The sequence below is a fragment of the Aureimonas flava genome (assembly GCF_003583935.1).
Taxonomy (GTDB): Bacteria; Pseudomonadota; Alphaproteobacteria; order Rhizobiales; family Rhizobiaceae; genus Aureimonas; species Aureimonas flava.
The window spans coordinates 45,893-71,670 of the sequence record NZ_QYRN01000008.1 but is presented as its reverse complement, the minus strand read 5'-3'; the positions used below and the strand labels follow the sequence as shown (position 1 = coordinate 71,670).

The 25,778-nt window shown below is 69.4% G+C and carries 28 protein-coding genes and 2 pseudogenes; 5 read left to right on the top strand and 25 right to left on the bottom strand.

The features are described from left to right. Positions 1-10: 10 nt before the first annotated feature. Both D3218_RS19820 and D3218_RS15220 read right to left on the bottom strand, forming a co-directional pair. A complete protein-coding gene (locus tag D3218_RS19820; protein ID WP_168990548.1) occupies positions 11-505 on the bottom strand; it encodes a hypothetical protein in 495 nt (164 codons plus the stop codon). Further along, complete coding sequence (locus D3218_RS15220; protein ID WP_119540944.1) at positions 502-771, bottom strand: hypothetical protein; 270 nt, start codon at positions 769-771, stop codon at positions 502-504. The genes D3218_RS19820 and D3218_RS15220 overlap by 4 nt, the downstream gene beginning before the upstream one ends. A 305-nt stretch (positions 772-1,076) precedes the next feature. Between D3218_RS15220 and D3218_RS19815 the strand changes: the two genes are divergently transcribed. Together D3218_RS19815 and D3218_RS15215 are read left to right on the top strand one after the other, a co-directional pair. After that, positions 1,077-1,349: a hypothetical protein gene (locus tag D3218_RS19815; protein ID WP_019996274.1), complete on the top strand. Its 273-nt coding sequence runs from the start codon at positions 1,077-1,079 to the stop codon at positions 1,347-1,349. After that, positions 1,346-3,460, top strand: coding sequence for a DotA/TraY family protein (locus D3218_RS15215; RefSeq protein ID WP_168990547.1), 2,115 nt, complete (start codon positions 1,346-1,348; stop codon positions 3,458-3,460). Before D3218_RS19815 ends, D3218_RS15215 begins: the two co-directional genes overlap by 4 nt. Positions 3,461-3,539: 79 nt before the next feature. On the opposite strand, the gene D3218_RS19810 is transcribed toward D3218_RS15215, so the two are convergent. The 10 genes from D3218_RS19810 to D3218_RS15170 all read right to left on the bottom strand — a co-directional run bounded on the left by D3218_RS19810 (position 3,540) and on the right by D3218_RS15170 (position 9,646). Next, positions 3,540-3,689 (bottom strand): hypothetical protein, encoded by a 150-nt coding sequence (locus tag D3218_RS19810; protein WP_019996276.1) that lies wholly within the window; start codon positions 3,687-3,689, stop codon positions 3,540-3,542. A 169-nt stretch (positions 3,690-3,858) separates the two neighbouring features. Then, positions 3,859-4,131 (bottom strand): hypothetical protein, encoded by a 273-nt coding sequence (locus D3218_RS15210; RefSeq protein ID WP_019996277.1) that lies wholly within the window; start codon positions 4,129-4,131, stop codon positions 3,859-3,861. Between the two features lie 58 nt (positions 4,132-4,189). Then, positions 4,190-4,402, bottom strand: coding sequence for a hypothetical protein (locus tag D3218_RS15205; RefSeq protein WP_119540942.1), 213 nt, complete (start codon positions 4,400-4,402; stop codon positions 4,190-4,192). Then, positions 4,399-4,728, bottom strand: coding sequence for a hypothetical protein (locus tag D3218_RS15200; protein WP_119540941.1), 330 nt, complete (start codon positions 4,726-4,728; stop codon positions 4,399-4,401). The genes D3218_RS15205 and D3218_RS15200 overlap by 4 nt, the downstream gene beginning before the upstream one ends. A gap of 2 nt (positions 4,729-4,730) precedes the next feature. Further along, complete coding sequence (locus tag D3218_RS15195) at positions 4,731-4,976, bottom strand: hypothetical protein (protein ID WP_119540940.1); 246 nt, start codon at positions 4,974-4,976, stop codon at positions 4,731-4,733. Further along, positions 4,976-5,245: a hypothetical protein gene (locus tag D3218_RS15190; protein WP_119540939.1), complete on the bottom strand. Its 270-nt coding sequence runs from the start codon at positions 5,243-5,245 to the stop codon at positions 4,976-4,978. Before D3218_RS15190 ends, D3218_RS15195 begins: the two co-directional genes overlap by 1 nt. Continuing rightward, on the bottom strand, positions 5,242-5,670 hold the full coding sequence (locus D3218_RS15185) for a hypothetical protein (protein WP_136625112.1): 429 nt from the start codon (positions 5,668-5,670) through the stop codon (positions 5,242-5,244). Before D3218_RS15185 ends, D3218_RS15190 begins: the two co-directional genes overlap by 4 nt. A 101-nt stretch (positions 5,671-5,771) precedes the next feature. Continuing rightward, entirely contained in the window at positions 5,772-6,218 is a 447-nt protein-coding gene (locus D3218_RS15180) for a hypothetical protein (RefSeq protein WP_168990546.1), read from the bottom strand. 1,239 nt (positions 6,219-7,457) lie between these two features. Continuing rightward, positions 7,458-7,826, bottom strand: a complete 369-nt coding sequence (locus D3218_RS15175; protein ID WP_119540937.1) for a hypothetical protein — start codon at positions 7,824-7,826, stop codon at positions 7,458-7,460. 293 nt (positions 7,827-8,119) lie between these two features. After that, positions 8,120-9,646, bottom strand: a complete 1,527-nt coding sequence (locus tag D3218_RS15170) for a hypothetical protein (protein WP_136625111.1) — start codon at positions 9,644-9,646, stop codon at positions 8,120-8,122. A 212-nt stretch (positions 9,647-9,858) separates the two neighbouring features. Between D3218_RS15170 and D3218_RS15165 the strand changes: the two genes are divergently transcribed. Then, a complete protein-coding gene (locus D3218_RS15165) occupies positions 9,859-10,296 on the top strand; it encodes a hypothetical protein (protein ID WP_119540935.1) in 438 nt (145 codons plus the stop codon). A gap of 102 nt (positions 10,297-10,398) precedes the next feature. Here the strand turns inward: D3218_RS15165 and arsK are convergent. From arsK to D3218_RS15110, 11 genes and pseudogenes are all read right to left on the bottom strand, one after another. Further along, positions 10,399-11,637, bottom strand: a pseudogene (arsK, locus tag D3218_RS15160) (arsenite efflux MFS transporter ArsK). Next, a complete protein-coding gene (locus tag D3218_RS15155; protein ID WP_119540934.1) occupies positions 11,610-12,920 on the bottom strand; it encodes an arsenic transporter in 1,311 nt (436 codons plus the stop codon). The pseudogene arsK and the gene D3218_RS15155 overlap by 28 nt, the downstream one beginning before the upstream one ends. Before the next feature lie 24 nt (positions 12,921-12,944). Beyond that, the gene (gene arsH, locus D3218_RS15150) at positions 12,945-13,670 is read right to left on the bottom strand and encodes an arsenical resistance protein ArsH (RefSeq protein WP_119540933.1); all 726 of its coding nucleotides are present in this window, start codon (positions 13,668-13,670) and stop codon (positions 12,945-12,947) included. Then, positions 13,667-14,110: a GNAT family N-acetyltransferase gene (locus tag D3218_RS15145; RefSeq protein WP_119540932.1), complete on the bottom strand. Its 444-nt coding sequence runs from the start codon at positions 14,108-14,110 to the stop codon at positions 13,667-13,669. Before D3218_RS15145 ends, arsH begins: the two co-directional genes overlap by 4 nt. Further along, the gene (gene arsC / locus D3218_RS15140) at positions 14,107-14,514 is read right to left on the bottom strand and encodes an arsenate reductase (glutaredoxin) (protein WP_119540931.1); all 408 of its coding nucleotides are present in this window, start codon (positions 14,512-14,514) and stop codon (positions 14,107-14,109) included. The genes D3218_RS15145 and arsC overlap by 4 nt, the downstream gene beginning before the upstream one ends. Continuing rightward, positions 14,511-14,864 (bottom strand): ArsR/SmtB family transcription factor, encoded by a 354-nt coding sequence (locus D3218_RS15135; RefSeq protein WP_119540930.1) that lies wholly within the window; start codon positions 14,862-14,864, stop codon positions 14,511-14,513. The genes arsC and D3218_RS15135 overlap by 4 nt, the downstream gene beginning before the upstream one ends. A 31-nt stretch (positions 14,865-14,895) precedes the next feature. Beyond that, a complete protein-coding gene (locus D3218_RS15130; RefSeq protein ID WP_119540929.1) occupies positions 14,896-15,471 on the bottom strand; it encodes a recombinase family protein in 576 nt (191 codons plus the stop codon). Positions 15,472-15,643: 172 nt separating this feature from the next. Continuing rightward, entirely contained in the window at positions 15,644-16,375 is a 732-nt protein-coding gene (gene qatD, locus D3218_RS15125) for a Qat anti-phage system TatD family nuclease QatD (protein WP_019994350.1), read from the bottom strand. Further along, positions 16,372-17,643, bottom strand: a complete 1,272-nt coding sequence (gene qatC / locus D3218_RS15120) for a Qat anti-phage system QueC-like protein QatC (RefSeq protein WP_019994351.1) — start codon at positions 17,641-17,643, stop codon at positions 16,372-16,374. Before qatC ends, qatD begins: the two co-directional genes overlap by 4 nt. Next, positions 17,637-18,311: a hypothetical protein gene (locus tag D3218_RS19555; protein ID WP_019994352.1), complete on the bottom strand. Its 675-nt coding sequence runs from the start codon at positions 18,309-18,311 to the stop codon at positions 17,637-17,639. The genes qatC and D3218_RS19555 overlap by 7 nt, the downstream gene beginning before the upstream one ends. A gap of 179 nt (positions 18,312-18,490) precedes the next feature. After that, the gene (locus tag D3218_RS15110) at positions 18,491-20,257 is read right to left on the bottom strand and encodes a KAP family P-loop NTPase fold protein (RefSeq protein ID WP_019994353.1); all 1,767 of its coding nucleotides are present in this window, start codon (positions 20,255-20,257) and stop codon (positions 18,491-18,493) included. 432 nt (positions 20,258-20,689) lie between these two features. On the opposite strand from D3218_RS15110, the gene D3218_RS15105 reads away from it, so the two are divergent. Then, positions 20,690-22,021, top strand: a complete 1,332-nt coding sequence (locus D3218_RS15105; protein WP_019994354.1) for a DNA cytosine methyltransferase — start codon at positions 20,690-20,692, stop codon at positions 22,019-22,021. A 113-nt stretch (positions 22,022-22,134) separates the two neighbouring features. On the opposite strand, the gene D3218_RS15100 is transcribed toward D3218_RS15105, so the two are convergent. Then, entirely contained in the window at positions 22,135-23,820 is a 1,686-nt protein-coding gene (locus D3218_RS15100; RefSeq protein ID WP_373289015.1) for a recombinase family protein, read from the bottom strand. Positions 23,821-23,857: 37 nt separating this feature from the next. Between D3218_RS15100 and D3218_RS15095 the strand changes: the two are divergent. Then, positions 23,858-24,760 (top strand): annotated as a pseudogene (locus tag D3218_RS15095) (YifB family Mg chelatase-like AAA ATPase); the annotation flags it as partial. 11 nt (positions 24,761-24,771) lie between these two features. Here the strand turns inward: D3218_RS15095 and D3218_RS15090 are convergent. Next, positions 24,772-25,770 carry an adenosine kinase gene (locus D3218_RS15090; protein ID WP_119540926.1) on the bottom strand — a complete coding sequence of 333 codons (999 nt, stop codon included), beginning with the start codon at positions 25,768-25,770 and terminating at the stop codon, positions 24,772-24,774. Between the last annotated feature and the right edge of the window lie 8 nt (positions 25,771-25,778).

The window sequence follows — 25,778 nt, the reverse complement described above, 5'->3', positions numbered from 1 at the left end:
GGGAGCGAGGTCAAGGCACCGCCTCCCGCAGCCCGAGAAGGCGCAGCAGACCTTCGCCGGCCTGCGAGGCCGGGTTGAGCCACAGGCCGCGCGTCCCGACGCGAAGCGTGATCCGGTCGCCACGCGCGGACGCGCGGACGCCGAACGGGGACAGTGCCTCGTCCATCGACCGGACCATGTAGCCAAGGCCAAGGCGCCAGTTGTACGTCTGGAGGTAGACGGCGCCGGACTTCGGCTCGTTGCGCATTGACGCAATCCGATTGCCGACGAGCGACGGCAGTCCTGTCGCCATGAGCTCGTGGTAGGTCGGCCCGGTCAGGTACGTCACGCCGGGGCGCAAGGCGAGCATCCCCTCGGCCGTCCATTCCGGCGCCGCGGGTGCGGATGGCGTGGGCGCGTTCATCGCCTCGATCGGCGCAAGCTTGCCCCGGAAGACGTAGTCGGCGGCACTCGCGGCAGGGAAGCCCGCGAGGACCGCAGCGGCGAGGAGGAGCACCGCTCTCATCGACCATCTCCCGGCTCGCCGAACGGATCGTTGATACCGTAGTCGAGCGCCGACAGAACCGTCAGCGGATCGGGACTGCGGTCCTGTTCGCGGCGCGCCTGACAGTCCGCCCGCAGCCAGCGGTCGCGCTGCTCGTCGGCATAGTCGGCGATCGCGTCGAGGTCGGCGCGCGACGTGCCGTCGATCCGCGCCGCGAGGATGAGCGTCGTGGCATGGTCCCAGGCGGCGCGCGCGGCGTCGGCGATCTGGCGATGTGCGGTCGGCATGTAGTCCCTCCTCGTCGGCGACGGGGGCCAGCGCCGTAGGCCGCGCGCAAACTCCCGAAGGGGGTTTGCATAAGTGCGCCCTTCGGGTTCTCCCGGTTTCCCCACGCAGAGCGTCAGGCGCCGATTTGCGCGACGCAAGCCGACGCCGAACCATGGCTGTCGGGCGCTCCGCGTGGGTGCCTGCGGGCCGCACGAAACCTCGCAAAACTGGCGGTTGGCCCGCTCGGAGCGGAAGAGTTTTCCGATCCGCGCTTCGGATTCCGCCGGCGGCGATGAGTCGATCGGCACGAACGGGAGGACACCGCATGGCACTCGACCTCAACCGGCTCGCGCAGAAGAAGGCGCGCCTCGAAGCGGCCCTCGCCAGCGCGGACACCGCGCTCCGGGAAGCTCGCCGCCGCGACGACACGAGGCGCAAGGTCGTCCTCGGCGGCGCCTTGCTCGCGGCGCTGCGCGACGGCACTGCGCCGGACTGGATTCTGTCGGCGCTGGTTGGTCGGATGCAGCCGCGGGACGCGGCCTTGTTCGCCGACATGGCGAGAGGTCCCGTGCCCGAGTTCGAGGGGGCGGGACAGTGAGCCCGGCTGACCTCCTGAAGGAACCGCCCGCGACGGACGTGGGGTGGCGGATCGTCACCACCATCCTGCCGCTGTCGTCGGACACCACGGCGTTCGCGACCGTCGTCCGCTACCTCTCGGCCGGCCTGCTCGTCGTCGCCTGCGGCGTTCTCTCCTACGCCCTGCTGTCCATGGTCCTGCGCGCGGCCGAGCGCGGCGAGGCGCTGTCCGAGCGCCAGTCGGGTGCGGCGGCGATGATCCGCGTCGTCCTGGGCCTCGGGTGCCTCGTGCCGGTCGCGGGCGGCCTGTCCGTCGTCCACTACGTGCTGCGGGACGGGTTCGCGCGGCCGGGCCTCAACATGGCGAACGCGGCCGCCGCCGGCGCGGCGGAGTACGTGCTGCGCGACGGGCATCCGCTCTCGCCCGTGTCGGCGAACGGCCGGGACGTCGTGCTCGCGGTGATCGAGTCCGAGGTCTGCGCGCAGGCCTATGCCGCCGCGCGGGCGAACCAGATGATCGAGGGCGACGGGGCGGCGGTGCTGCCCCCGCCGGCCGGCATGGATGTCGTCTCGCCGGCTCGTGCAAGCTGGTTCCCGTGGGGCGAGGACCAGCCCGCGCGGGTGACGGGCTACGCGTGGTCGTGGGGTCCGGCCTGCGGGTCGCTGTCGCTGTCGACGGCGGACGCGTTCGGCGCCGGAGAGTTCGGTCACGCGCGGCGTGCGGCGGTCGCCGCGGTAATCTCGGAGGCCCGCGCGATGGCGTGGATTCCGCGGCTCGCGGAGGCGGTCAAGACGCTGTCCGAGACCCATGTCGCGGGGCCGGACGCGGAGACGGCCTACGCGCGGCTCGGCTACCTTCGAGAGGGCGTCGATGCCGCGCTGCGCGAGGCCGGCGAGCGCTACGACCGGGGCCTGTCGGCGGTGGCCGCCAAGCTCTCGAACGGCGACGACGGCGACATGCGCACGCTCGTCCTCCGGGACATCAAGGAGCGGGGCTGGTACGCGCTTGGGAGCTACTACCGGACCTTGGCGCACTCGTCGCTCGTGTCCGCCGAGGCCGTCGCCGAACGCGCGGAACGCACCAAGCCGGACCCTGCGGCGTGGGAGACGCTGGACGGGGCGGTCGGAACTGCCCTTGCGACGTTGGACGGCCAGCTACGGCGTGGAACCGCGCTCGCCGCCCTCTCGACGAGCGAGGCGCTGACGGGGGACGCGGCGCAGGGAAGCAACCTCCTGTCGGCGGTCGTGGAGTCGATCACACTGCCCGTCACCGACTACCTGACGGGGTACGACGGCGTGCGCGTCGATCCCATGGGGGACCTGATGTCGCTCGGGTCCCTGCTGCTCGTGTCTGGGCAGGCAGCCTGGGCCACGGCGCTTGTCGCCTATAGCGGCAGCGCGGTGTTCGGCGGGATCGGCGGCGGCCTGCTCGACTTCGTGATGCTGGCTGGCTGGCCGCTGATCGCGGGCGCCGTCGTCGTCGGGGCGATGCTCTGCTACCTCGTGCCGCTCGTCCCGTTCATCTACATGACGTTCGCGCTGGCCGCATGGGCGTGGGAGGTCGTGAAATCGGCGATCGCGGTTCCGATATGGGCTTTCCTACACGTGAGGCTGGACGAGCCGGAGCTCGTCGGACAGGCGCAGCGTCAGGGCTACGTCTCCCTGCTGGTCGGCGTGATGCTCCGACCGATCGTGACCGTCGGCGCCTTCGTCGCCATGCACATGATGAACGCGGTGATCCTCAACGCCTTCCTGGAAGGCTACAACGCCGCCTTCAAGTCCTCGCAGGCGGGCCAGACGATCGGGGCGGTCGGGGTGATCGTGTCCGTCGTCGTGATGCTCTACGTCCAGTGGTCCATCATCCAGTGGTCGTACCGGATGGTCACGCAGATGCCCGCCAAGGTCGCCGAGTTCATCGGCTACAGCGCCTCGTCGTGGGGCGACGACGACGCCGGGAACACGGTCGTCGCCGGGGTCACGGGCGGCGCCCGCCACGTTCCGAAGCCGGGCGGCGGAGGGTCCGGCAGGACGGGCGGCGGGTCAGAGGACGGCGGGCACGGCGCGAAGGCCGGGATGAAGCTCGGGGCGAAGGCTGCGGCGACGGCGGCCGGCGGCCCCGGAGCGGCGGCCTAGGTGCTCGAGGACGCGGCAGACATGCGAAAGGGCGCCCCATGCGGGCGCCCTTCGTCGTTCCCGGCGAACCCTGCCGGCCTTAGCCGTAGAGGGCCTTCCAGACGGCGTAGACCACGACGGGGGCGCTCAGGAGCATGACGGGCGGCAGGGCCATCAGCCCCATGACCGCCAGCGCGCGGACCCAGCGGCTGCGGATGCCTGCGGTGATCTGGATGGCTGCCTGTCCCATGGTCGTTTCCTCGATCTGCTGGCCGCCCCGGCGGCCGTTCCGGCCTCGACCAGCGGCATCCCGGCCGGGGGTAGCTGCCTCGCCGACGTGTCGGCGACGCTCGCGCTTGGGCATCGGCGCCCGCGACCGAGGATGCCGTAGAGGCGTTACGGAACGGCGTCCAGGCGGCTTAGGATTCGATCGGATCGGGCTTGCTGACAGCAGGCAACGCGGCCCTGCGCTCGCGCTGGGATAGGGTCTGGGCCTCCGCGGTGTAGTGCCACGCGGCGATCCCGCCGACCATCCACCAGCCAGACTCCATCGCGTCATTCATGCTGCCCGTCCAGAACAGGAGGCCGCCGTAGGCGAGCGCGACGGTCCCGCCGAGGTAGCCCGCGGCGAGGACGAGGCGCCGCGTCCAGGGGCGGCGGTGGAGGGCGTTGGTCAGGACGATCGGCAGCATGGGGGGCCTCCTTGGGGTCGGGAGACAAGCGTGAGGCCCGGCAGTCCGGGCGTCCAGGTCAGGCCTGTCGGACGTCTTTCGAGGCCCGCTCGACCTTGTCCTCAAACTCCGAAATGCGGATGTAGGTCCAGAGAGGCGGTCCGGTTTCAAGCCACGCTGCGACCTGCGCGGCGTCGACATGCAGCACGTCGGCAACAATGTCGACGCCGTAAAGCTCGATGACCACGGCGAGGAAGCCGCCCGCCACCGGGGCATTCATCGGGTCGCTCATGCGGACATCCTTGGTTTGAGCCCAAGGGCATAGCCGACGGCGATGGTCTCGGCGGCGGCGAGCGCCGCCGGCAGGGTCAGGAAGTGGCGCGGCCGGCCAGGGCCGCCGCGTCCGCGCCGCATGATAACGACGTGACAGCATTCGACCACGCTCGTGACCGACACCGTGGCAACCGTCCGGCCATCGCGGACGACGGCCGTCACCAGCCGAGGGAAAGGGCTTTCCTCCTCCCGCTGCCACGGCAGCAGGAGGACGGAAGCGGCGTGGCCGGGGTCCGCGTCGGGGTCGAGGAGGATCGCCCGGAGGGTGGCTGGAAGCGCGCGCATGGCTAACGGGCCTCCGGCATGTCGGGGAGACCGCAATACTCGACGAAGGCCGCCAGCGGGTCCTCCGGCCGCCCCTCCAGGTGGGCGAGCGCGAGCATCATGTCGGTGCCGAGGACGGCATCCATGCGTGCGGCGGACTCGCGCATCGCCTTAGCAACCACGGTCAGCTCTTCGGGCGACAGGCGCGGGCGCTGCGTCGTACCGGAGGACTCCGGTACGACGACGGGTGCGAAAGCGTCGTCCTTCATCACAACAACCCTTCGAGAAGCCGAGTCCCGACCGGGGTCGTCTCCGGCCGGCCGCTGTGGAGCGACCAGCCCCGGCGGAGGTGCGTGGCGAGGGCCGCCTTCGTGGCCATCGGGGCGCCGGCGGACGCGAGTTCCGCCAGTCGCTCGTACCCGGTCTCGGCCAGCCGGGCGGTCTCGTTGTCGGGCAGCGGCATGGTCCCGGTGTCGGCGCAGGCGCGCTCGTAGCCTGCGCGGTCGATGTACGTGAGTAGTTCGTCGGGTGTCGTCATTGGACGGTCTCCCGCGCCCACGCCTTCGCGAACAGGCGGTCGGCTGCCCGGCCGATGTCGGGGTTGCGCTCGTAGAAGCGATCGACCTCCGCATCGTGGCTCGCCCTCGTCCACCCCGGCCGAGCCGCCTCCTTGGCCTGCCGGGCGACGATGCGCTCGATCGCCTCGGCGGTCGGGATGGCGAGGCCGAGGTGTCGGCCGCCGCGCTGCGTGCCGTACTGGTCTTGGACGATGATCGTCAGGGCGAGCGACAGACCACCCTCGCGCGTCGGGAGATGGCGCTGGTCGGGCGGAAGGAGTCCGATGTGGAACGGGCACTCCAGCACGATGGCGTCCTGTGGCGGAAACCTCGGGGTGTCCATAGCCGCACCGAAGCGGGTCAGGAGGATTCCCGTGCCGCCCACCGTGAGGATTCCGATGTCCAACTTGCCTCGGCGAAGGTCTGCGACCTCGACGGAGGTCGGGTCCGAGAATTGCACGAACATGACCAGCCCGCCCGGGCCGATGGAAAGAGTCGCGCCCTCCATCACAGCACCGGTGCTGCGTCGGCCGTCGTCGCGGCGGACTGGATGACCGGCACGGCCTTGGCGAGCTCGCGGGCCGCCCGGAGCGCCTGCGCGGCGGTGCTGTGGCGCTCGACGGTCATCTGATCGACGCCGTCCGTCGCCAGCACGAGGTAGTAGCGGCGGTCGTAGTGCCTGTTGCCGCCGGAGGTGACGTAGTCCCCGCCGAGTTCGATCACCTGTCCGGGCTGCACGTCGGACAGGTCCACCGTCGCCCCGCGCGCCGGCAGGAACCGCCGCTCCATGCGAGCGGCGTTCGGCCCCGTCAGGATTGCGCCCCAGTTCCGGCCGCGCTTGTGGCTCACGAACGCGGGGTTTTCGAGCGCCCCGCCGTCCAGCGCGATCACCTCGCCGCGCATCGGCGTCTCCAAGGCGGTCTCCGCAGCCTGCTTGTCGTCCACGTCGGACATCGAATGTTCCTTAAAGTTGCATCCTGAACGTTGACGGAATTGCCCGCGACCGGGCGGCTCCGTCGTCAGTGAAAATGCCCAGGAGGCGGCCCGGCGTCCAGGGCTTCGGACGCAAAGAAAAATAATTTAAGGCACTGATTTTTATGGGAAAACATTGACAAGGACTCGCCGGAAAACGCTGTCGACGCGGTAGGACTCGCTGGAAAATCGTACCTATCCGAAGGCTCCAAATCACGAAAACCGGAACGTTTTTCTCACGCTCACCGCCCAAAGGATTGGGAGGTGCGGCTTGACAAGGATTGGGGGTCGCAATCCTTGGTTGCGTACAATCCGGGGCGGCCGGGCGCTAGGACTCGCAAGGCTTCGGGCGGTGAGGAGATGGGCGGGGCCGCGGTTCGGCCTCAGAAACGCCGAAGGGGCGCCCGTTTCCGGAGCGCCCCGTCTTGCAGATGGCCCCGCTTCCGCAGGGCGATTTCCCTCCCGCATGTGGGGAGACCGATGGACCAGCAGACCTCTGCTTTACCCACCTCGGTTTGCCCTCCCACGTGTGGGGAGAACGGGTCCCTGCTCTCGCAGGGCAGAAACACCTTCCCGCGAAGGGAGGAGCCGCCTGTTCGGCGGTGAACGATGTCTCGCGACAACGTATATTTCAGAGCCGCTTGTGCAGCGGTTTCTATAAGTTTCGATCCACTCCCCGTCGCCGAGGAGACAACCTCCCACGAAGGGAGGAACCCTGCTTGCGCAGGGAGGGTAGAGCCAGCGCGCCGGGTGAACCGTCGTACACTGGTTGACCCCTGCGTTTACAGGGGAAGCCCTGCTCGCGCAGGGCGGTCGGCACCGTAAAAGGAATCCCCCGTGGGGTAATCCTACGGCGCGGTGCCAGCGCCTTCCCCCCCATTCAGCCGAGGCAGAATGCGGGACCCGCTACGCGGAACGATCATTAGGTTCGATCCGCCTTATGACGGCTCTCTCCTGACCCCCGAGGGGACCGATCACAAAACCCCTCAAGGGGGATCGAAAACGCGAACCTCTCGGCCGGAGCCTCGAAAATTCTAACCCCCTGCGGGGATCGGATCGGCGTCTCGGCGTTGCCGCCTCGACAGACCCGTTATCCCACGGCCTTCCGCTGGCGTCAACGCTCCCGATGAAAAATTCCTGAGCGTTTACAGAGGCTTGTTAACAATTTGAGCCAGATTGGTGTCAACAATTTGAAGCCCTTGTTCCGGTTCGGAAATCCCGTCAGGGCCGCAGGAGGGTCGGCCGGAGCGTCCCCGATCGGCAGCGGGCGCGGACGGTGCCGGCCACCCCGCCGCGGCCGGGGAAGGCGCTGCGCAGCGCGGACATGACCTGCTCGGCGCCCGGAGCGTCGGTGGCGAGGATCATCAGCGCGGCGTCGGCCAGCGCCGCCCGGATCGCGTCGTCCGTCGCCTGTGGAGACCCGGCCTCGGCCGCCTCGCGCTGGCGCTCGCGCGAACGGCGCTTGGCCTCGCGCATGTACGCGCGGCGCTCGTCGGCGGGCAGGTGACGGACAGGGGTAGGCTGGGCCGCCTGCTGGGCGGCCAGCGCGTCGTAGAGGGTGTGCAGAGGGTCGGCGACGCGGCTGGTCATGGGCGGTCCTGGAGCGGGTCTCAGGACAATGGTGCCGCCGCTCCCCAAGAGTTGCAATGGATGTTTGACACGTCAAACACGACTTTGTTTCCATTGCCGCGCCGACGAGTTCGCGCGACGGGCCGAGCGTCGCTCCGCTCCTTCCCGGCCCAAGCCCCCATCCTTATAAAGGCATTTCGGCGGAGACGAGCGGGAAGGCTATCGAAAGCCTTGTGGCGCAGGGGTTTCGAGCTTTCTCGCTCGGTCACAACGTGGTCGCCAGACAGGGCGGATCGCTTCGAAATTCGAAACGATCAGAATGGGCAGTCCGGATTGAGATAAGGCTCGGCCGACCAGCGTCCCGCCTCCTCCTCGCGCGCAAGACGATCGCAGAGGGCGAGCGCCTGATCGATGTCGATCCAGTCGCCGGCGCGGTCGCGAACCTCGATGATTGCCCGGAACGCGGTGATCCGCGCCCGACCCTCGGCCTCGAAGCACTCGAACAGGGGCGAGCCGCGGGACTGGAAGCATTCGAGCGAGTGCATGACGCTCTCGGCCGATCGGCCCCATTTTCCGTCCTCTTCCAGCAGGGTGATGCGGCGCCCCAGTTCGGCGACCGCGTCGCGGACGCCCGGTTCAAGGCGGATGCCCCAGTGCCCCGCGGCCGCGAAGGAGAAGAAGGTCGGCAGGTCGTTGCTCCAGTACCCGTAGCCGCCGCTGATCCGATGGGCGAAGCGGTGAAGATTCTCCGTGGCGCGCCCGTCGAGAACGACGCGCTGGATCGCGATGAAGTCCCGGAACACGTCGGGATCATAGCCCTTCTTCAGGGCTACTCGCAGCGTCGCCACGAGGCCCCGGACCTCGGTCGAGGTCCAGAACGTGGCACGCGACGGAGGAGCCGGGAGGGAGGCGACGAGACCGGGCTTCGATGCCGCCGCAGCCAGCCGGGCCGCCGCGTCGTCGGGCTTCCACGTCCTGCCACGGCGAAGGGCCAAGAGGTCGCCCTTCGCGACGACGTGGAACGACAACAGTCGAAGGGCCTCGAACGATTTCAGGAGACGGGAGCGGCGCTTGCGGCGGGCCGCGTCGGTCTCGGCCGGCTCGGGCCAGAGGCGCGCCTCCAGGTCGCTCACGCGCAGGACGCAGAAGCCGTCGTCGGGAAGAAGTGCATTCGCGACGTCGAACAGCGCGCGCTCGTGCCCGTCGAGCGCCGCGGCCTGGGCCTCGCGCTTCGGCGCGCCGCGGCGCTCGGCAAGCGCGCGGGAGGCCTTCCGTTCACTGACCTGCGCGATGGCGGCGACCTTCCGGGCCGTGACGCGCTCGCCGTCCTCCTCGATCCAGTCGGGAATGGCGGTCGCCATCAGCAGGCGCTCCGTCGCCCGTCCTTCGGCCGTCGTGCGGGCCGGCGGACGCTTCCGAAACTCCACGAGCTGATCGACGACGAATCTGGCGATGCTGCGCGACATGCTGCCGATCTGGGCATCGGATAGCTCATGCCTACCCTCACCCCCGGCGCGCCACGCCCGGGACGCGTCGGCGCACCAAGCCGCGACCTCCTCGACCCGTCGTTCGGCCTTTGGCGTCCTGCCCCAGCGCTGGTAGGCGCGCTCGCGGACCCACTCGAACGCGTCGGTCTCGACGCTCATCTCGTCTTGACGGTCGCGGTCCCATCGCGCATCGTCGCCTCCGTAAACACGCTTCATGACCCGGCCGGGGCGGCAACCCCACATGGCCGGGTCTTTGCGTTTCAGGGTCCGGGCGGATCGCCCCCGCGTCAAGCGCCGCCGCGCCGACGAGTTCGCGCGGCGGGCCGAGCGTCGCTCCGCTCCTTCCCGGCCCAAGCCCCCATCCTTATAAAGGCATTTCGGCGGAGACGAGCGGGAAGGCTATCGAAAGCCTTGTGGCGCAGGGGTTTCGAGCTTTCTCGCTCGGTCACAACGTGGTCGCCAGACAGGGCGGATCGCTTCGAAATTCGAAGGAATTCGATCGGTTCTGGAAACCGCTCCTTCGCCCCGGCGTGCCAGAGTGGCGGCGCCATCTGACAGGAGCCTCCATGCGCCACGCCGCCTGCCTTCCCCTCGTCGCCCTTCTCTGGCTGTCGTCCGCCGCCGCCGTCGCCGGCCCCGACATGTCCCGGCAGGTCTCGGCCGGGGTGCAGCGCGGCGCGGAGCGGTTCGACGCGATCTACAAGGAAGGCGGGATCGCCGCGGCATCCGATGCCGTCCGGGCCTGCTACAAGTCCCTCAAGCGATCGGCGGCGGGGAAGCTCGCCGAGTGCGCTGCCCTCGACATCGTGTCGGCGAGCGTGGACCAGCAAGCCGTTCATGGCCTCGGGGTGCCGCCCTACGCGTTCTTCTCGGGGACGGGACCCGAGGGACGCATCCTCGCCGGGATCAAAAAGGTCGGCCTGTCGGCGAAGGAGAAGGCAACCTTCGACCGAGCGCTGGAGGCGACGATGGCTTCGGCCGCGGCGGAGTTCATGGCGGAATAGACGTACGGGCGACGGCGGCCGTAACGAACGTCGCCGTTACGGCTCGATCGGCGGCGGGACGCTCTCGGCGGCGCGCTCGGGCGTTCCGTCTGCCCGGACAGGTCAGGGGCGCCGCTCCGTCGTCGAGACGAGGAACCTAACGGCGGCGAAGGCGATGACCGCCCCGCAGCCGAGGAACGCCGTGACCAGCAGGCCGCCGCCGACGCCCATCCAGTCCGTCGCTAGGGCGAAGGCGAACGGAGCCACCGATCCGATGATCAGCCGAATGGACGTGACCCGCCCCTGCAACGCGCCGTATCCCTCCGGGCCGAAGAGCGCGAGCGGCAGGGTACCCCCGACGATGCTGTAGAGGCCGTTCCCGAGGCCGAACAGAGCGGCGAAGACGGCCGCCCCGGCGGGCGACGGCGCGGTGGCCGCGAGGAGGACCAGGGAGGCGGGCAGAAGGGCGGCGGAGATCACCGCGAGCGCCAGCGGGGACAGGTCCCGCCCGAACATCATGAGGGTGAAGCGGCCCGCAACCTACGCCGGCCCGAACACGGCGCTGACCATGACGCCCGCAAGCCCCAGCTCGAGCGCCGAGAGGATAGGCAGCATGTGGACCAGCACGGACGAGACCACGAGGCTCTGGAAGGCGAAGGCGACGCCCATCAGAAGGAAGGCCCGGGACCGCAGGGACGGCGACACGAGGCCCGGAGCCGGGGCGACAGGTGCGAAGGGTTCAGCCTCAGTCGGCGAGAGCGCCGAGGCCTTCGGTCGGCGGGCGAGCCACAGGTGGATGGGCAGGCAGACCGCGAGGTTCATAGCCGCGAAGACGAGGTAGACCTCGCGCCACGACATCGTCCCGTGCAGCCACGTCGTCAGGGGCCAGAACAGCGTCGAGGCGAACCCAGCGATCAAGGTGAGGTACAGGATGCTTCGCTGCGCCGTGCCCGGGTGACGCTGGACCAGCAGGGGGAAGGCGGCCCCGTACTGGACGAAGGTGGACGCGACCTCGATCGCGACGAGCGCGAGGACGAAGGCGGGGGCCGCGGGAGCGAGGGCGGCGGCGAACAGCGCAACGGCGGCCGCGACAGACCCCGCGGCCATGACCCGACCGGCGCCGAAGCGGTCGAGCCAGCGCCCCGTCCAAGGCGCGACCAGCCCGCCCGCGAGCAGCGCGGCCGACAGGGCGCCGAACACCCACTCGGTCGGCCATCCGACGTCGCGCGCCATCGCGGGGGCGAGAATGCCGAAGCTGTAGTAGAGGGTCCCGTAGCCGACGATCTGACTGATCCCGAGGGCGGCGATGTCCGCCTGAGCGCCGCGCGCGTCCCTCAAGGTGACGACACGAGCGGCAGCCATACCCAGAGGGCGACGAGGGTCGCCAGCAGGACGGGCGGGGTTAGGACAAGGCCGACCCGCATGTACTGGCCCCACGTGATCCGCTGCCCCTTGCCCGCGAGGACGTGGAGCCACAGGAGGGTCGCCAGCGATCCGATCGGCGTGAGCTTCGGGCCGAGGTCGTTGCCCACGACGTTGGCGTAGACCATGAGTTCGCGGGTCAGGGGCGCCACGTCGACCCGGTCGATCGCGAGCGCCCCGACGAGCGTGGCGGGCATGTTGTTCATGACGGAGGCGAGAGCCGCCACCACGAAGCCCGTCCCGACGGTGGCGATGAACGTGCCCTGCTCGCTAAGCCAGCGTAGGACGTTTGCGGCGATGTCTGTCAGCCCGGCGTTCCCGAGGCCGTAGACGACGAGGTACATGCCGATCGAGAACAGGACGATCTGCCACGGCGCGCCGCGTAGGACCCTGGCCAAGTCGACCACCGCGCCGCGCCCGCCGGAGAACCACCGTCCCGCGACAGCCAGGAGGACGAGGGCAGCGGCGCCTGTCACGAACGCGATCGGCACGCCGAGCGGTCCCGTCACGAAGTAGGCGACGAGTAGAAGTCCGAGGAGCGGAAACGCGGTCTGGAACACGGCCGAGTCGCGGATCGCGCTGCCGGGAGCTTCAAGCTGGCGCACATCGTAGGTCGCCGGGATGTCGTTCCGGAAATACGTCCACAGGACGAGGAGCGTTGCCGCCATCGAGACGAGGTTCACCGGAACCATGACCGCCGCGTAGCGGCCGAAGGACACGTCGAAGAAGTTCGCGGTGACGATGTTGACGAGGTTTGACACGGCGAGCGGCAGGCTGGTCGTGTCGGCGACGAACCCGCAGGCGACGACGAAGGCAAGCGCCCCGGCGGGCGGGAAGTCGAGGCGCAGGAGGATGGCGAGCACGATCGGGGTCAGGAGCAGCGCGGCCCCGTCGTTCGCGAAGACGGCGGCGATGGCCGCGCCCAGCAGGACGACGAGCGGGAACAGCCGCCGCCCGTTGCCCCCGCCCCAGCGGGCGACGTGGAGCGCGGCCCAGGCGAAGAACCCAGCCTCGTCGAGGACGAGCGAGATGACGATCAGCGCGACGAAGGTGAACGTCGCGTCCCAGACGATCTCCCAGACCGTCCCGACATCGCCCCAGCCGACGACGCCGGTCGCCAACGCGACGGCGGCCCCGGCGAGCGCCGACCATCCGATGCCGAGGCCTCGGGGCTGCCAGATGACGAGAACGAGCGTGGCGACGAAGATCGCGAGGGCGAGCATGGACGCTCCGGGGGGAAAGGAGGATCAGAGGGTGCGCTGGTCCACGCGCTCGGACAGCTTCTCGGCGCTCTCGACGCGTTCGGAGTAGCGGTCCGTGATTGTGTCCGAGCGACCGCGCACGAGGTAGGTGAACTTCACTAGTTCCTCGCAGACGTCGACGACCCGGTTGTAGAGGGCGGACGGCTTCATGCGCCCCGCCTCGTCGAACTCGAGGAACGCCTTCGGCACCGAGGACTGGTTCGGAATCGTCACCATGCGCATCCAGCGGCCGAGGATGCGCATCTGGTTCACGGCGTTGAAGGACTGCGAGCCGCCCGACACCTCCATGACGGCGAGGGTCTTGCCCTGCGTCGGACGCTTGGCGCCAAGCGCCAGCGGGATCCAGTCGATCTGCGCCTTCATGATGCCGGTCATGGCGCCGTGGCGCTCCGGGCTGACCCAGACCATGCCCTCGGACCAGTCGGCGAGGTCGCGCAGCTCTGCGACTTTCGGGTGGTCCGGCTCGGCCCCGTCGGGGAGCGGCAGACCGCGAGGGTCGAACGTGCGCACCTCGCAGCCGAACCAGCGAAGCAGGCGACCGGCCTCCTCGGACAGGAGGCGGGAGTAGGACCGCTCGCGGATCGAGCCGTGGAGGACGAGGATGCGCGGCGGGTGCGTCGAGGCGCCAGGGCTGGCGAGCGCGTTCCCGTCGATCGGTCGAAGCTGGTCGATGTCGACGGAGGGCAGGTCGAGGGCAACGGGATCCATCATCGTCCGGTCTCCTTCCGCCACAGGACCGCCGAGGCCGAACACAGGCCCATGGCCTGCCGTGTCGCCAGCACAGCGGCGGGTGCTTCCGTCCGTTCGACGCGGCGGAAGCCGAGCGCCGCGAGGAAGGTCCGTTCCCCTGTCGTGAAGGCGAAGGCGTCGGCCGCGCCTTGCCCGCGGCCGCGCTCCATCAGGTCCGCCGTGATCGCGCCGCCCATGCCGCGCCCGCGATGCTCGGGAACGACGGCGATGGATCGCAGGAGGACGGCGGCGCCGAGGGGTTCGAAGCCGCCGATCCCGACGAACTCGCCGTCCTCGGTGGCGTAGCGCAGGAACACCCGGCCGGGCTCGGCCACGTCCTCGGTCGGCAGCCCTGCCGTGGACAGGAGGCCGACGAGACCGGCCGGATCGTCGACGGGCGTCGCGACGAGCGTCGGGATCATGCCCGGGAGCCTCCGACGGTCTCCCCGTCTTCCTTGGTGAAGGTGGCAACGGGGTTGGCGAGGAGCGGCAGCACCTTCTCCGACGGGCGGCAGAGCGCGGCGCCCTTGTCCGTCACGACGATCGGGCGGTTGATCAGGATCGGGTGCGCCATCATCGCGTCGAGGAGGGCATCGTCGGACAGGGTCTCGTCCCCGAGGCCGAGCTCGGCGTAGGGCGTGCCCTTCTCGCGAAGGAGGTCGCGCGGTCGGATACCCATGGCATCGATCAGTTCGACCAGCCGCTCGCAGCTCGGCGGCTCCTTCAGGTACTCGATAACCTGCGGCTCCTCGCCGGACTGGCGGATCATCTCCAGCGTGTTGCGGGACGTGCCGCAGGCGGGGTTGTGGTAGATCGTGACGGTCACGAGCAGGTCTCCGACGAGCAGGAGGGGGCGAGAAGGTCGGCGCCGAGGTTCCCGCAGATCTCCGGGTTCCCCGAACAGCAGTCCTCCGTCAGGAAGGCGAGAAGCTGGCGCATGTCGTCGTAGCTCGCGGCGTAGAGGATGCGGCGCCCGTCGCGCCACGAGCGCAGGAGCTTGGCGCGTTCGAGCGTCGCGAGGTGGAAGCTCATCCGCGTCGGCGGGATCGACAGCGCCTCGGCGATTTCCCCGGACGGCATGCCGTTCGGGCCGGCGCGGACGAGCATCCGGAAGGCCGCGAGGCGATCGGCGTGAGCAAGGGCGGATAGGGCGGCAACGGCTGAGTCGTCGTTCATCCCTGCGATATTGCAAACATCGTTGTAATGTTCAAGCGTCCATTCGTCCGGCGCGCGCGTCGGCGACGATCCTGCTGACCGTCGGCTGGGACACCCCGTAAAGCCGCGCCATGTCGGCCGCCGTTCGCCGGCCCGAAACGACGCTCTCGACGATCTCGCGACGCTGGGCGGTGGATAGCTTCCGGCGCCGCCCTCCGACGCGCCCCTCGGCTCGGGCCTGACGGAGACCGGCGGCCGTCCTTTCGCGGATCATGGACCGCTCGAACTCGGCGAACGCCCCGAGCATGTGCGCCATCATGCGGCCGGCGGGGCTCGTGGTGTCGACGGCCTCGGTCAGCGAACGGAAGCCTGCGCCGGCTGCCTCGACCCGCTCCATGACCGTCAGGGCGTCCTTGAGGGACCGCGACAGGCGGTCGAGCTTCCAGACGACCAGCGTGTCGCCGGGCCGCAGGTGATCGAGTAGGCGTTGAAGCTCTGGGCGGTCCCAGCGGCCACCGGATGCGACTTCCTCGAACACTCGCTCGCATCCGGCGTCGCGCAGGGCGCGGGCCTGGGCGGTGGTGGACTGGTCGTCGACGGTGGACACGCGAGCGTAGCCGAGGAGCACGGTACGGGGAGCCTTTCGTAAACGGCCGTTTTCAGATTCGATCGGCAGGGTGCGGTCGCGCCGGGCGTTCGGCCTTTCACAATCCTCTTTCGCTGGCGGCGCATCTTGCAAGAGGTTTGCGAAGCCCCTCTTCGATGCGAAGGCAGGCCGTCCTACTCATCATTCGGATGAGCTACTTCTCGGCCACAATCTTCCGGAAGTTCGACACAAGGCGCGACTGGACCTCTTCCCGACTTGCGTTCCAAAGCTGGGCAAGCCCCTCCACGGTTGCCCAGGCATCCCATGGCTTAGTAGGTTGTCCCTGGTACTGCCCGAATGGCCCGTCGGATTCCGTGAGGACCCGATCCCAAGGCATCGCACGCACGGCTGTCCGTCCACGCTCCCCGAGCAGCACGCTTGGGCCGACGGAGAACCAGCAGCCCATTTCAGCGGCACGCTCCACTTGGCGTTTCGTGCCCACGAACCAATGCAGGATCGGGCGGCCGGCGCTTGGCTCGGCCTCCAGGGCGTCAAGCACGCGGTCGATGGCGCCCCTACTGTGCATGGACATCACCCGCCCACCTGCGAGCGAGCACATTCGGAGGATGTCCCGCAACACCCCGAGCTGGGCATCCATCGTGTCGCGGTGCTCCCGCGATCCGTCGAGCCCAATCTCCCCAACGTAGTCCGTTCGGGGCAGCAGGCGCTCGAACAACGGCAACTCCCGGGCTCGCGCGGCGGCGAGTTCCGGATGCAGTCCGAGCGCCGTCTTGATCCTGCTTCCGTCGGGCGCCAGCGCTGCGGTGCCCTCGAACGCGCTGGGAACAGTCGTCACCGACAGGACGTAGAGGCGCCGTGTGATGCACTCCGCGACCATTCCCGACGGATCGGGATACAGGTCGAGATGGCAGTGCAAGTCGATCAAGGCCAGGCGATCGCGTCGAGGAACGCCTTCACCTCCGCGGTGCCCCTGCGCACCACGTCGACATGGCCACGCCGCAAGTCCGGATCCGTCGGGAGCGGGCCTGCCTCGCTTGCCCAACGTGCCACGTCGCGGCGCTCAAGCGTCGCCGCCGCGAACCTCGCCGCCGCCACGTCCTCGTTCGACGCGTGTTCGGAAAGGTCGTTCGCCCAGTAATCCGTACCGTCCCGCATGCCCGCTGCCTCGAAGGAAGCCCGGCGTATAAGGCATGGCACGCAGCGACCGCAATGTTGGTTGAGGCGTTTTCCCTTCCCACACGAATAGGAGCGGTGCGCGAGCTCGTGGATAAGTTCGTCTCGGCATTCGGCAAGCATCTGCCCCTTAGTCTTGAGGGCGTAGGGCGTGCGAATGCGCGCAGGCAGGCCTACTCCGTCGAGGACACGTTGGAGGGACGAGATGAAGTGCGGGTGCGTCGTCCGCGTGCTGAGGCTCGCCATGCGCCGATGCGTCAGCGGCGCGTTGATCGAGATCAGTCCGTTCTCGGGAACGAAGAGGTCGACCGGCGCCCCATCCCGGGCGAGCGACGCCGCCGCCACGGCCCCGTAGCCGAGGAACAGCATGGATCGTGCCCGTGACGACGGTTCGTACGGCTGCCGCCAGCGCTCCGAGGCACGCGCCGAGAAACGTTCAGCGTCCATGCCGATCAGCCCTGCCAAGGTGCGCTGGACCGACCCCTCCTTCGGCGACGCCTGGCTGACGAGGAGGGGCCTCCGGCCTTCCGCGCGTAGGTCGAGCGCGCCAATCAGGCTGTCGAGGCCGCCGGAGAACAGGCATGCGCAATCCCGGTCTGTCGGCCGGTCTGCGACGGCCGGAGGGCGTGCGCCCCCGCCGCGGAACCTGACGCTCCATATATCGCTCGAAAGGAAGCGAAGAGTGTCCTCGATCGCCCCGGCCTGGGCCGCCCACGGCTCGGGATCGGCAAGCTCGACCTCCAGCGCGATCATGCGCGTCCAGGAGTCGGCTGCTTCCTTGCGGATGACGAAACGGTCGGCGGCATGGACCGCCAGGGCGATGGAGAGGAAGTCCCACGCCAGGACCGACGGGGTTCTCGGGAGTGCGGCCGCCGCTTGGTTAAGCGTGCCGCCGAGGCCGGCGAGTTCAGGGCGACCGATGTGATGCAAGGCAACGCCGACGTCGCCGTGGGCGACCGCGGCCGTCGCGCGCATGGCATTCGGCGTGGCGAGCACGCGGGTAGGGATGCGGGTCACCATGTCGAGATCTCCTCGAGCGCGACCTGCACGGTCCGCGCGACCAACGCGGACATCCGCTGTCCGCTAAGGACAGCTCCCGCGGCGACCAGGATCGGAGCGCCGACCAAGTCGACAACCTCTTTCACGAGAGAGCGGATGTCTGCCTCCCGTTGTGCCGCCGCCACGGGGCCGATCGCGGCCAGGGCCTTGCCGGCGTCGCCTGCGACCTGCGTGAACACGAGCTCTGCCACGAAGGCCAGGGTGGCGGTCTGCACCGCCTCGGCGTCGAGCGCGGCGGGATCGAAGGCCCCCGCGTTGCCTAGCGCTTCCGCGACGGCTACCTCCATCGAAAGGCGGGCTGTTACCTCGTCGATGATGCCGGCCGGCATGAACGCGTCGACGATCGCCGCGACTGCCACGTCCAAAGGCTGTCCCGCGAGTTCGCGGATGTCGATCTGGCCGGCCTCGGGCGGTTCTCCCGCGCCGGCGCGCGCGAGGCCCGCCAGCGCGGATCCACCGGTGCGCGCTGCCCGTGCGACGCGCCGGGCTCCGGCTGGACCGCCCCCAACGGACTTGTTTGCCCATCGGCCCAGGGCCGCCCTGGCATCCGCACGATCGTTCGACGCCCCGAACCTACTCAGCGCCATCCGGAAGGGGCGGAACCGAGCAGGCTCGGCAACCTCCTCCACCTCTTCTCCGTCGACGACGTCGTCGGCCAGCGGGCCGGGGTCGTCGTCCTCCGGCTCGGGGACGGGATCTTCCGGAAGAGGATCCGGTAGCGGCGGAGGTGGTGCTGGGTCTTGGTCGGCCCATGGCGGAACGAGGGGAGCCGCCGGAGGAGCGTCAGGCTTAGAGCGCGAGGTTCCCATCACTTGGTCTCCAGCATGCCGGTCTTGCGAAGGAGGAACTGAATCCCCTTGGTCATCTCGCCGGTGTTGAGGCTGCCAATGAAGGCCTTGAGTTCCGTCTTGGTCTCCGGAAGTGCCTCCGCGATCATCAAGGCGCCGTAGAGGCCCGGGACCGCCGAGGTCCAGTCGGCTTCCCGCATGGTCGCCACCAGCCCGGACATGACGGCGCGCTTGTCGTCAGGCGTCAGGCCGGCGACGATCCTCTTTCCGACCGGGGACGCGATGCCGTCGATCTTGAGCAAGGCATCGATGGCGGTTCGGGCCGCTTCGCTGATGTCCGAGCGTGCCCGCGCCGGTGCCATGACGTCGCGGCTGAGGAAGACGGCCGGCCTCAGTCTCTCGGCGTTCTCGAACGGCGGGTCGAGCTTTCGCCACTCCTCGACGAAATCGGCATGCGGCTCCCACTCTTTGGGCAACGGGGACGGCTTGGCCTTATCCTTGCCGCCCGGCAGGAGGACCTTCTCGACGTCCTTTCCATCCATGATGAGCTGGAACAGCGCGAGCGTTGCCGGACCGTCGGTGCAGCGCTCGAAGATGGCGAGCTTCGCCAAGGTCGCGAAGTCGACGTTCATCTGCCGTTTCGCGGCCAGGGTACGCCGGAGCGACACGGCGTTGAGAAGCCGCTTCACGATGCGGGGGTTGCCCTGGATCTTCGGCGCCGACGCCATCATCGGCGCCAGCCTGTCGGCGATGGCGAGGTTGTCCAAGAGGTCGGGAGGGTTTCCCGCGAGTCCTGCGATCTCGGCCTTCTCGAATGTCTCGTTGCGCCATCCTTCTTGCAGTGCGGAAAGGAGCCGCTCTTGCACGGCGGGCAGGCGGTCGGGCGCGGCTAGGCCGACGAAGAGCGAGTACATGTAGGCTCGCAGGTCCTCCGCCCCGACCCTCGGTACGCGCATCGGCACCTGGATGACCTTATCGAGATAGTCGCGCACGTGGGACGCGTTGGGATCGTCGAAGTGCTTCGCGACCGAATGGCGGATCATATCCTCGTCGGCGGCGATGACGAACGCCGTCTGAGGCATGAACAGGAACAGCCGGATCGCCTCAAGCGTGCCGATCGCGACGTCGGGAAGGCATCGGTCAAGGTTGTCGACGAAGACGACCAACGTCGTCTCTAGCCCCTCTAGCAAGGAGCCGAACTCCTCGCGGAAGGCCACGATCTCCTTTGGCGGCGTCCGCTTCTCGGCGGGCTTGATCAGTTCGCCGAGCCCCTTCCGAGCCTCGGCCGCGTCCTCCTTAGCCGTACCGTATTGCTCCTCGGTCAGACCGCCCGCAAGAGCCGAGGACACTGCGGCGCCCGCCCTCGTCAGGAGGCCCGGGGGGATGCCGAGGGCCATTCCGACGCCGAAGTCGGCGATCATCCCCAAACCACGGAAGTAATTGACCCGTCCCGCGAACTCCTTCGCCTTCTCGACAAGGGTCTTCTTCTCCTCCGCCAACGCGAGAAGCTCGGTGGCGACCACCTCCATCAGGGCGGCACGCGCGTCGTCGAATCCTTGGTACATCCAGGCGTCGAACCTGACGACGACGGCAGCCGCGTCCCCGTCTCTCGGGGCGGGCAGGCGTGCCTCGACGAGCTTCAGCACGGTCGACTTTCCCGTGCCCCACGTTCCGAACACGCCGATCGAGATGGGCAACAGGGATGGAGTGGTCGCGAGGGTGGCGATCTGGTCCGCCACCTCGGTAAAGTTCAGGAAGTCCTGCTCGCTCTCGCTGTCGCGCCACATGATTCGGATTGCCGCTCGGGAATCTAGGTTCGATGATTATACACAACCCACACTCGTAAGCAGCGTGTCGTTTGATCCGTTCGATGCCGTTGCGACAATCAGTTCTTTGTGTTGCAGGGAATCGTTGGGTCGTCAGTTGCGACTCAGGGGTGTGGCACCACAAGGAAGTTGCTCCATCCCTCTGACTAGCTGACCCTCAGTTGCGGAAGGCTACGGCCGTCCCCGTTTTCCAGCCCGAACGGGCCGAAGCCGAAGGCGGAGCAGGCGGAGGGGCGCAGCGCCCCTCAACTGGCGCCGAAGGTGCCCCGGAGCCTGTGCGTCAACGGGGGCGACCGGGTCGTCGGTCACCGACCGTTCACCTGATTCCTTGACCCGAAACGAACGGACCACGCGGTAGGCAACTGTCACGAGCAACAACGTGACGGCGAACCAATGCGGGCAATCGATCTCTTCTGCGGTGCCGGGGGCATGTCCCTCGGTCTGACACGGGCTGGCTTCCAGATCGTCCAGGGGTACGACGCGAACGAGAAGGCCCTGAGGGTCCACGGCGCGAACCTCCGCCGGCCGCTCGATCGGCTTTTCAAGCGCGACCGCCACCGGAAGGCGGACCTTGCGGACCTCCTGACGATGGCGCCCACCATCGCCGCCCTGGAGCCCGACATCATCGTCGGCGGCCCGCCGTGCCAGGACTTCTCCTCGGCCGGCAAGCGTCAGGAGGGACGCAACGCGTCCCTGACGCTCGGCTTCGCCGTGGCGATCATCACCGCAAGGCCCGCGTGGTTCGTCATGGAGAACGTTCCCCGCGCCCGGAAAACGAAGACGTACGCGAAGGCGCGCGCCCTGTTCGTCAAGGCCGGCTACGGACTGACGGAAGTCGTACTCGACGGCAGCCGCTACGGCACGCCGCAGATGCGCAAAAGATTCTTCGCCGTGGGAAGGCTCGGGGAGGCCGACGGCTTCCTCACGTCGGCCATCGCCGAGGCCGCCTCTCCCCGTCGCATGTCGATCCGCGATGCCCTCGGCGACGACGTGGGCGTTCACCCGGGCGGGGACCATCCGCCAGAGGCCCGCGCATTCTTCATGCGGCCCTACACAGGGCATTCGGGCGTCCGGTCGATCGACCTCCCGTGCCCAACGCTCCTGCGCAGTGCGCATGAGGGACCGCAGAACTGGTACACGGACCACGAGCGCGACATGGCGCCGTCGGCACTCGTCGACCCGCTGCCGATGGATGTCCTTTCCCGCATCCAGGGCTTCCCCGCGGACTGGGACTGGCTCGACATCCCGGCGACCAGGCAGAGGATGTTGATGATCGCCAACGCGGTCCCCCCTCCGTTGGCGGAGGCAGTCGGGCGGGTAATCCTCGCACGCGAACGGGGCGAGTCGATCCCGACGACGGAGAAGGCATTCGACGCCTGGCTCCAGAAGGGTCGCAGGGGTCTTACCGGGCAGTCCCTTCGGAACCGGCGGCTGCACCTGAAGCAGGCACGGAAGCTGTTGGGCGGTCGAATCCTTGCGGACCTCGACGCCGAGCTGGCGCTCCTGGAGCGCGCCGAAGGTTTCTCGACGCTGTCGACGAACGCGAAGTCGGACCTGCGGCGCGCATTGCGCTCGCATGCCAAGTGGCGCGCGGAGGTTGCCGCGAAGCGCAAGGCTCGGGCCGAGGCAAGGCTTGAGAAGCTGCGCACGCCTGTCCCGCGCCGCCCGCTCGGCGCGCCTGTCCGCGTTCCGGCGTCGGCGGCATTCCTCGAAGCGGCCGAGTAGGGCCCGGGTCGCCGAACCCCCACCCGGTCCTTCGGACCAGCTCCACCCCTCCCCGCGGGGAGGGGTTCACGCCCCTCGCAGGGGCGTTGCCGGGTGCGGGCGGGTCGCGCCGGCTACGCCGACGCTCTCCGCCCGCGCATCTTCGCAAGGGTACGGAGGTTGCGGGTCTCCTCGTCGGGGTCGGGTGTGTCATCCATGCCGACGAACCCGGACGGGTCCGTGTCGTCGTTGAGCCACATCTGCCAAGCCAGCATGTGGCGGGCGCCGACGATCGCGGGCACGTCCTCGGCGGGGACGCCCGGCCGCGGGGTGAGGTACGCGAGCACCCCCAAGTCGGGATCGAATCGAACCTCGGCCACAAGTTGGCGAAGCTGTTCGGCGAGACGCGTCCTGATCGCGTGCCGGTCGTCGCCCTCCGCTTCCTCCATCGCCCGTGACAGGTCCACGGCCTCACCGAGACGGGCGCGTAGGCCGGGGTCGGCGGCGGCCGTCGCGGCGGCCTTCTCGGCCTCGCGGAGCTCGCGCTGGATGGTCTTGGCCTCCTCGCCGAGCGCCCGGTAGCGGTCGGCCGCCCCGTCGTCCCCGTCCTCGACCAGTCCGAGGAGGCGCTTGCGGCGGCCCTCGACCTCGGCGAGGCGAGCGCCGAGGATGGTCACGCGATCGGCCTCGGCGGTGGGCTGCGCGCCGCGGAGGACCGCCCCTGCGTCGAGGTAGGCCAGCCCCCGGAGGAGGCGGCGTTCGATGCGGTCGGCACGCCACCTCGTGCCGTTCTCGCACCCCGCGCCGCGCCGTTGCGTGGCGCACTCGAAGTACGTCCCGCCCTTCGGTGGCGGTCCCTTGTCGATCACGTACATGGACCCGCCGCAGCGGGCGCACTTGCCAAGCCCGAGGAGAAGGTGAGCGACGCCGCGTCCCCGTCGACCGGCTGCGATGCGGCGGCCCTTCGATGCCTGCCGGGCCCGCCAGTAGGTCTCCTCGTCCACGACGGCGGGGTAGTAGCCCCTGATTGGGTTGCCCTCGGGCTGGCGGTTGCCGCCGCGGTGGGTGCCCGAATGCGGCTGGTACTCGCCGAGCGCGAGGCGTCCGCTGAGAATCTTGGCGACGGTGGACGTCTGCCAGCCGATGCCGCCTCGCCATGTCGGGGTTCCGGCCGCGTTGAGCCGAGATACGATCTGCCGTTGCCCGTAGCCCTCGATCGCCATGTGGTAGATGCTGCGCACGATCTCGGCGCGGTCCTCGCGGAGGACGAACTTGCCGTCCTCGATCGCGATCCACTCGGGACAGCGCAGCGTGAGGGGCCGGCCCTCATCGCGTGCCGCGGCCTTCTTCCTTGCCCAGGCGGCCCCAACTCGCTCTCCCTTCGTCCGGGACTCCTCGTGGGCGCGAGCCATCACTGCGATCGACACGATCAGCGGCGTCCAGTCCGTGCGCAGGCGCTCCTCGGAGTAGACCTGACCGTCGGAGAGAGTCACAACAATGACTCCCGCGCGGATCAGGTCGAACAGCCGCGCCGCGGCATCCAGAACAGCCTCTCGGGACAGACGGTCCAAGGACTCGACCACTAAGTACGAGCCGTGCGGGACCTCCCCCGCCTCAACCAAAGCAAGGAATCGCTTGAGGGCGCCGATGTCCCGGTGAGCGCCCTTGTACGCAGATATGCCCAGGTCCCGGAGGCTGTCGTCCAACTCCAGCCCGCGAGCCTGGCACCAGTCCCTCGCCCTAGATAGCTGACGACGGAGTGAGTCGCCGCGTGCCTGCTCCGGCGACGAGAAGCGTATGTAGCTGAAAGCCTTGGGCATCGGTAACCGTCCGTCGGGTTCGATGCTGTTAATGTAGCATACCTTGCTGATGTGCGGGCCGCCCGGCTCGGGCAAGTCGATGCTGGCCGGGCGCCTGCCCTCGATCCTGCCGCCGCTGGTGCCGGCCGAGATCCTCGACGTCTCGCGCATCGCCTCGATCGCCGGCGAGCTGTCGGACGGGCGCCTGTCCGACCGCCGTCCGTTCCGCGCGCCGCACCACTCGGCGTCCATGGCGGCCATGGTGGGGGGCGGTCAGCGCACGCGGCCGGGCGAGGTGTCGCTCGCCCATCGCGGCGTCCTGTTCCTGGACGAGCTGCCCGAGTTCTCGCCGGCGGTGCTCGATTCGCTGCGCCAGCCGGTGGAGAGCGGCGAGAGCGTCATCGCGCGCGCCAACTACCGCGTCACCTATCCCGCGCGCTTCCAGCTCGTGGCGGCGATGAACCCGTGCCGATGCGGCATGGCGGGCGAGCCCGGACACACCTGCGCGCGCGGGCCGCGCTGTGCGTCCGACTACCAGGCCCGCGTGTCCGGCCCGCTGCTCGACCGGATCGACATCCGCGTCGACGTGCCCGCCGTCTCCGCCGCCGACCTCCTGACCCTCGCCCCGTCCGAGACCTCCGCCGCCGTGCGCGCCCGCGTGGAGGCCGCGCGGCGGATCCAGGCGGGCCGGTACGAGGCGCTCGGCCTGCCGAACACGACGCTCAACGCCCATTGCTCCGCCGCCCTGGTGGAGCGCGTCGCCGCGCCCGACGCCGCCGGCACCAAGCTGCTGCGCGAGGCGGCCGAACGCATGGCCTTCTCGGCCCGCGCCTATCACCGCATCCTGAAGGTCGCCCGGACCCTGGCCGACCTCGCGGGCACCGAGACCGTGGGCCGCGCGCATCTCGCCGAGGCGATCGGATACCGCGTGGCCACCGAGCGACCGGTGGCGGTTGGATAGGGCCCCGCGTCCTAGCCGAGGATCGCGCGGATGTCCGGCAGCTCGGCGAGCGGCGTCTGCGGCCGGGGACCGATCTGGCCGATGATGTGGCCTGCGGCGACCGCGCCGAGGCGCGCGCATCGCGCGTGGTCGAGACCGGCGGTGTAGCCGCGCAGGAACCCGGCCGCGAAGAGGTCGCCCGCACCCGTCGTGTCCACGACGTCGGCGACGACCGTGGCGGGAAAGGCCTGCGTCTCGGGTCCCTCCACCACCACGCAGCCCTCCGCGCCGCGCGTCACCACCGCCAGCCGCCTGGCGTCCCGGCCGAGGTGGTGCACCGCCTCCTCGAGCACCTCGGTCTCGTAGAGGGCGAGGGCCTCCGCCTCGTTGGCGAACACGATGTCGACGGTGCCCGAGCGCATGAGGTCGAGGAATTCCGACCGGTAGCGGTGGACGCAGAACGCGTCCGACAGCGTCATGGCGACCTCGCGGCCGGCACCGTGGGCGATGCGGGCGGCGCGCAGGATCGCGTCCTTGGCGCGCGGCGGGTCCCAGAGATAGCCCTCGAAATAGGTCACGCGGGCGCCCGCCACGATCTCCTCCACCACGTCCTCGGGCGACAGCTCGACGCAGGCGCCGAGATAGGTGTTCATCGACCGCTCGCCGTCCGGCGTCACCAGGATCATGGAGCGCGCCGTGGGGGGCGTGCCGGCGAGAGGCGCGGTCTCGTAGCGGATGCCGAGCGAGCGGATGTCGTGGGCGAAGATCCGGCCGAGCTGGTCGTCCGAGACCTTGCCGAAATAGGCACCGGTGCCGCCGAGCGAAACGAGGCCCGCCACCGTGTTGCCCGCGCTGCCGCCGGACATCTCTGTGGCCGGTCCCATGCCCGCATAGAGCGCCTCGGCGCGCTCGGCGTCGATCAGGGTCATGGCGCCCTTCTCGATGCCGGCGTCCCGGAGGAAGGCGTCGTCGGTGCGCGAGATGATGTCGACGATGGCGTTGCCGATCGTCAGGAGGTCGTAGTCGGCCATGCGGGGGA

Excerpts from the sequence above, each read along its gene's own strand:
- D3218_RS15155 (WP_119540934.1), bottom strand. The coding sequence starts at position 12,920 with ATGCTCGCCCTCGCGATCTTCGTCGCCACGCTCGTTCTCGTCATCTGG.
- D3218_RS15135 (WP_119540930.1), bottom strand. The coding sequence starts at position 14,864 with ATGAACGACGACTCAGCCGTTGCCGCCCTATCCGCCCTTGCTCACGCC.
- D3218_RS15210 (WP_019996277.1), bottom strand. The coding sequence starts at position 4,131 with ATGCTGCCGATCGTCCTGACCAACGCCCTCCACCGCCGCCCCTGGACG.
- D3218_RS15090 (WP_119540926.1), bottom strand. The coding sequence starts at position 25,770 with ATGGCCGACTACGACCTCCTGACGATCGGCAACGCCATCGTCGACATC.
- arsH (WP_119540933.1), bottom strand. The coding sequence starts at position 13,670 with ATGATGGATCCCGTTGCCCTCGACCTGCCCTCCGTCGACATCGACCAG.
- D3218_RS15165 (WP_119540935.1), top strand. The coding sequence starts at position 9,859 with ATGCGCCACGCCGCCTGCCTTCCCCTCGTCGCCCTTCTCTGGCTGTCG.
- D3218_RS15105 (WP_019994354.1), top strand. The coding sequence starts at position 20,690 with ATGCGGGCAATCGATCTCTTCTGCGGTGCCGGGGGCATGTCCCTCGGT.
- D3218_RS15175 (WP_119540937.1), bottom strand. The coding sequence starts at position 7,826 with ATGACCAGCCGCGTCGCCGACCCTCTGCACACCCTCTACGACGCGCTG.
- qatC (WP_019994351.1), bottom strand. The coding sequence starts at position 17,643 with ATGGTGACCCGCATCCCTACCCGCGTGCTCGCCACGCCGAATGCCATG.
- D3218_RS15200 (WP_119540941.1), bottom strand. The coding sequence starts at position 4,728 with ATGCGCGCGCTTCCAGCCACCCTCCGGGCGATCCTCCTCGACCCCGAC.
- D3218_RS19810 (WP_019996276.1), bottom strand. The coding sequence starts at position 3,689 with ATGGGACAGGCAGCCATCCAGATCACCGCAGGCATCCGCAGCCGCTGG.
- D3218_RS15205 (WP_119540942.1), bottom strand. The coding sequence starts at position 4,402 with ATGAGCGACCCGATGAATGCCCCGGTGGCGGGCGGCTTCCTCGCCGTG.
- D3218_RS15220 (WP_119540944.1), bottom strand. The coding sequence starts at position 771 with ATGCCGACCGCACATCGCCAGATCGCCGACGCCGCGCGCGCCGCCTGG.
- D3218_RS15100 (WP_373289015.1), bottom strand. The coding sequence starts at position 23,820 with ATGCCCAAGGCTTTCAGCTACATACGCTTCTCGTCGCCGGAGCAGGCA.
- D3218_RS15145 (WP_119540932.1), bottom strand. The coding sequence starts at position 14,110 with ATGATCCCGACGCTCGTCGCGACGCCCGTCGACGATCCGGCCGGTCTC.
- D3218_RS15195 (WP_119540940.1), bottom strand. The coding sequence starts at position 4,976 with ATGAAGGACGACGCTTTCGCACCCGTCGTCGTACCGGAGTCCTCCGGT.
- D3218_RS15190 (WP_119540939.1), bottom strand. The coding sequence starts at position 5,245 with ATGACGACACCCGACGAACTACTCACGTACATCGACCGCGCAGGCTAC.
- D3218_RS15180 (WP_168990546.1), bottom strand. The coding sequence starts at position 6,218 with ATGTCCGACGTGGACGACAAGCAGGCTGCGGAGACCGCCTTGGAGACG.
- D3218_RS19820 (WP_168990548.1), bottom strand. The coding sequence starts at position 505 with ATGAGAGCGGTGCTCCTCCTCGCCGCTGCGGTCCTCGCGGGCTTCCCT.
- D3218_RS19815 (WP_019996274.1), top strand. The coding sequence starts at position 1,077 with ATGGCACTCGACCTCAACCGGCTCGCGCAGAAGAAGGCGCGCCTCGAA.
- D3218_RS15110 (WP_019994353.1), bottom strand. The coding sequence starts at position 20,257 with ATGTGGCGCGACAGCGAGAGCGAGCAGGACTTCCTGAACTTTACCGAG.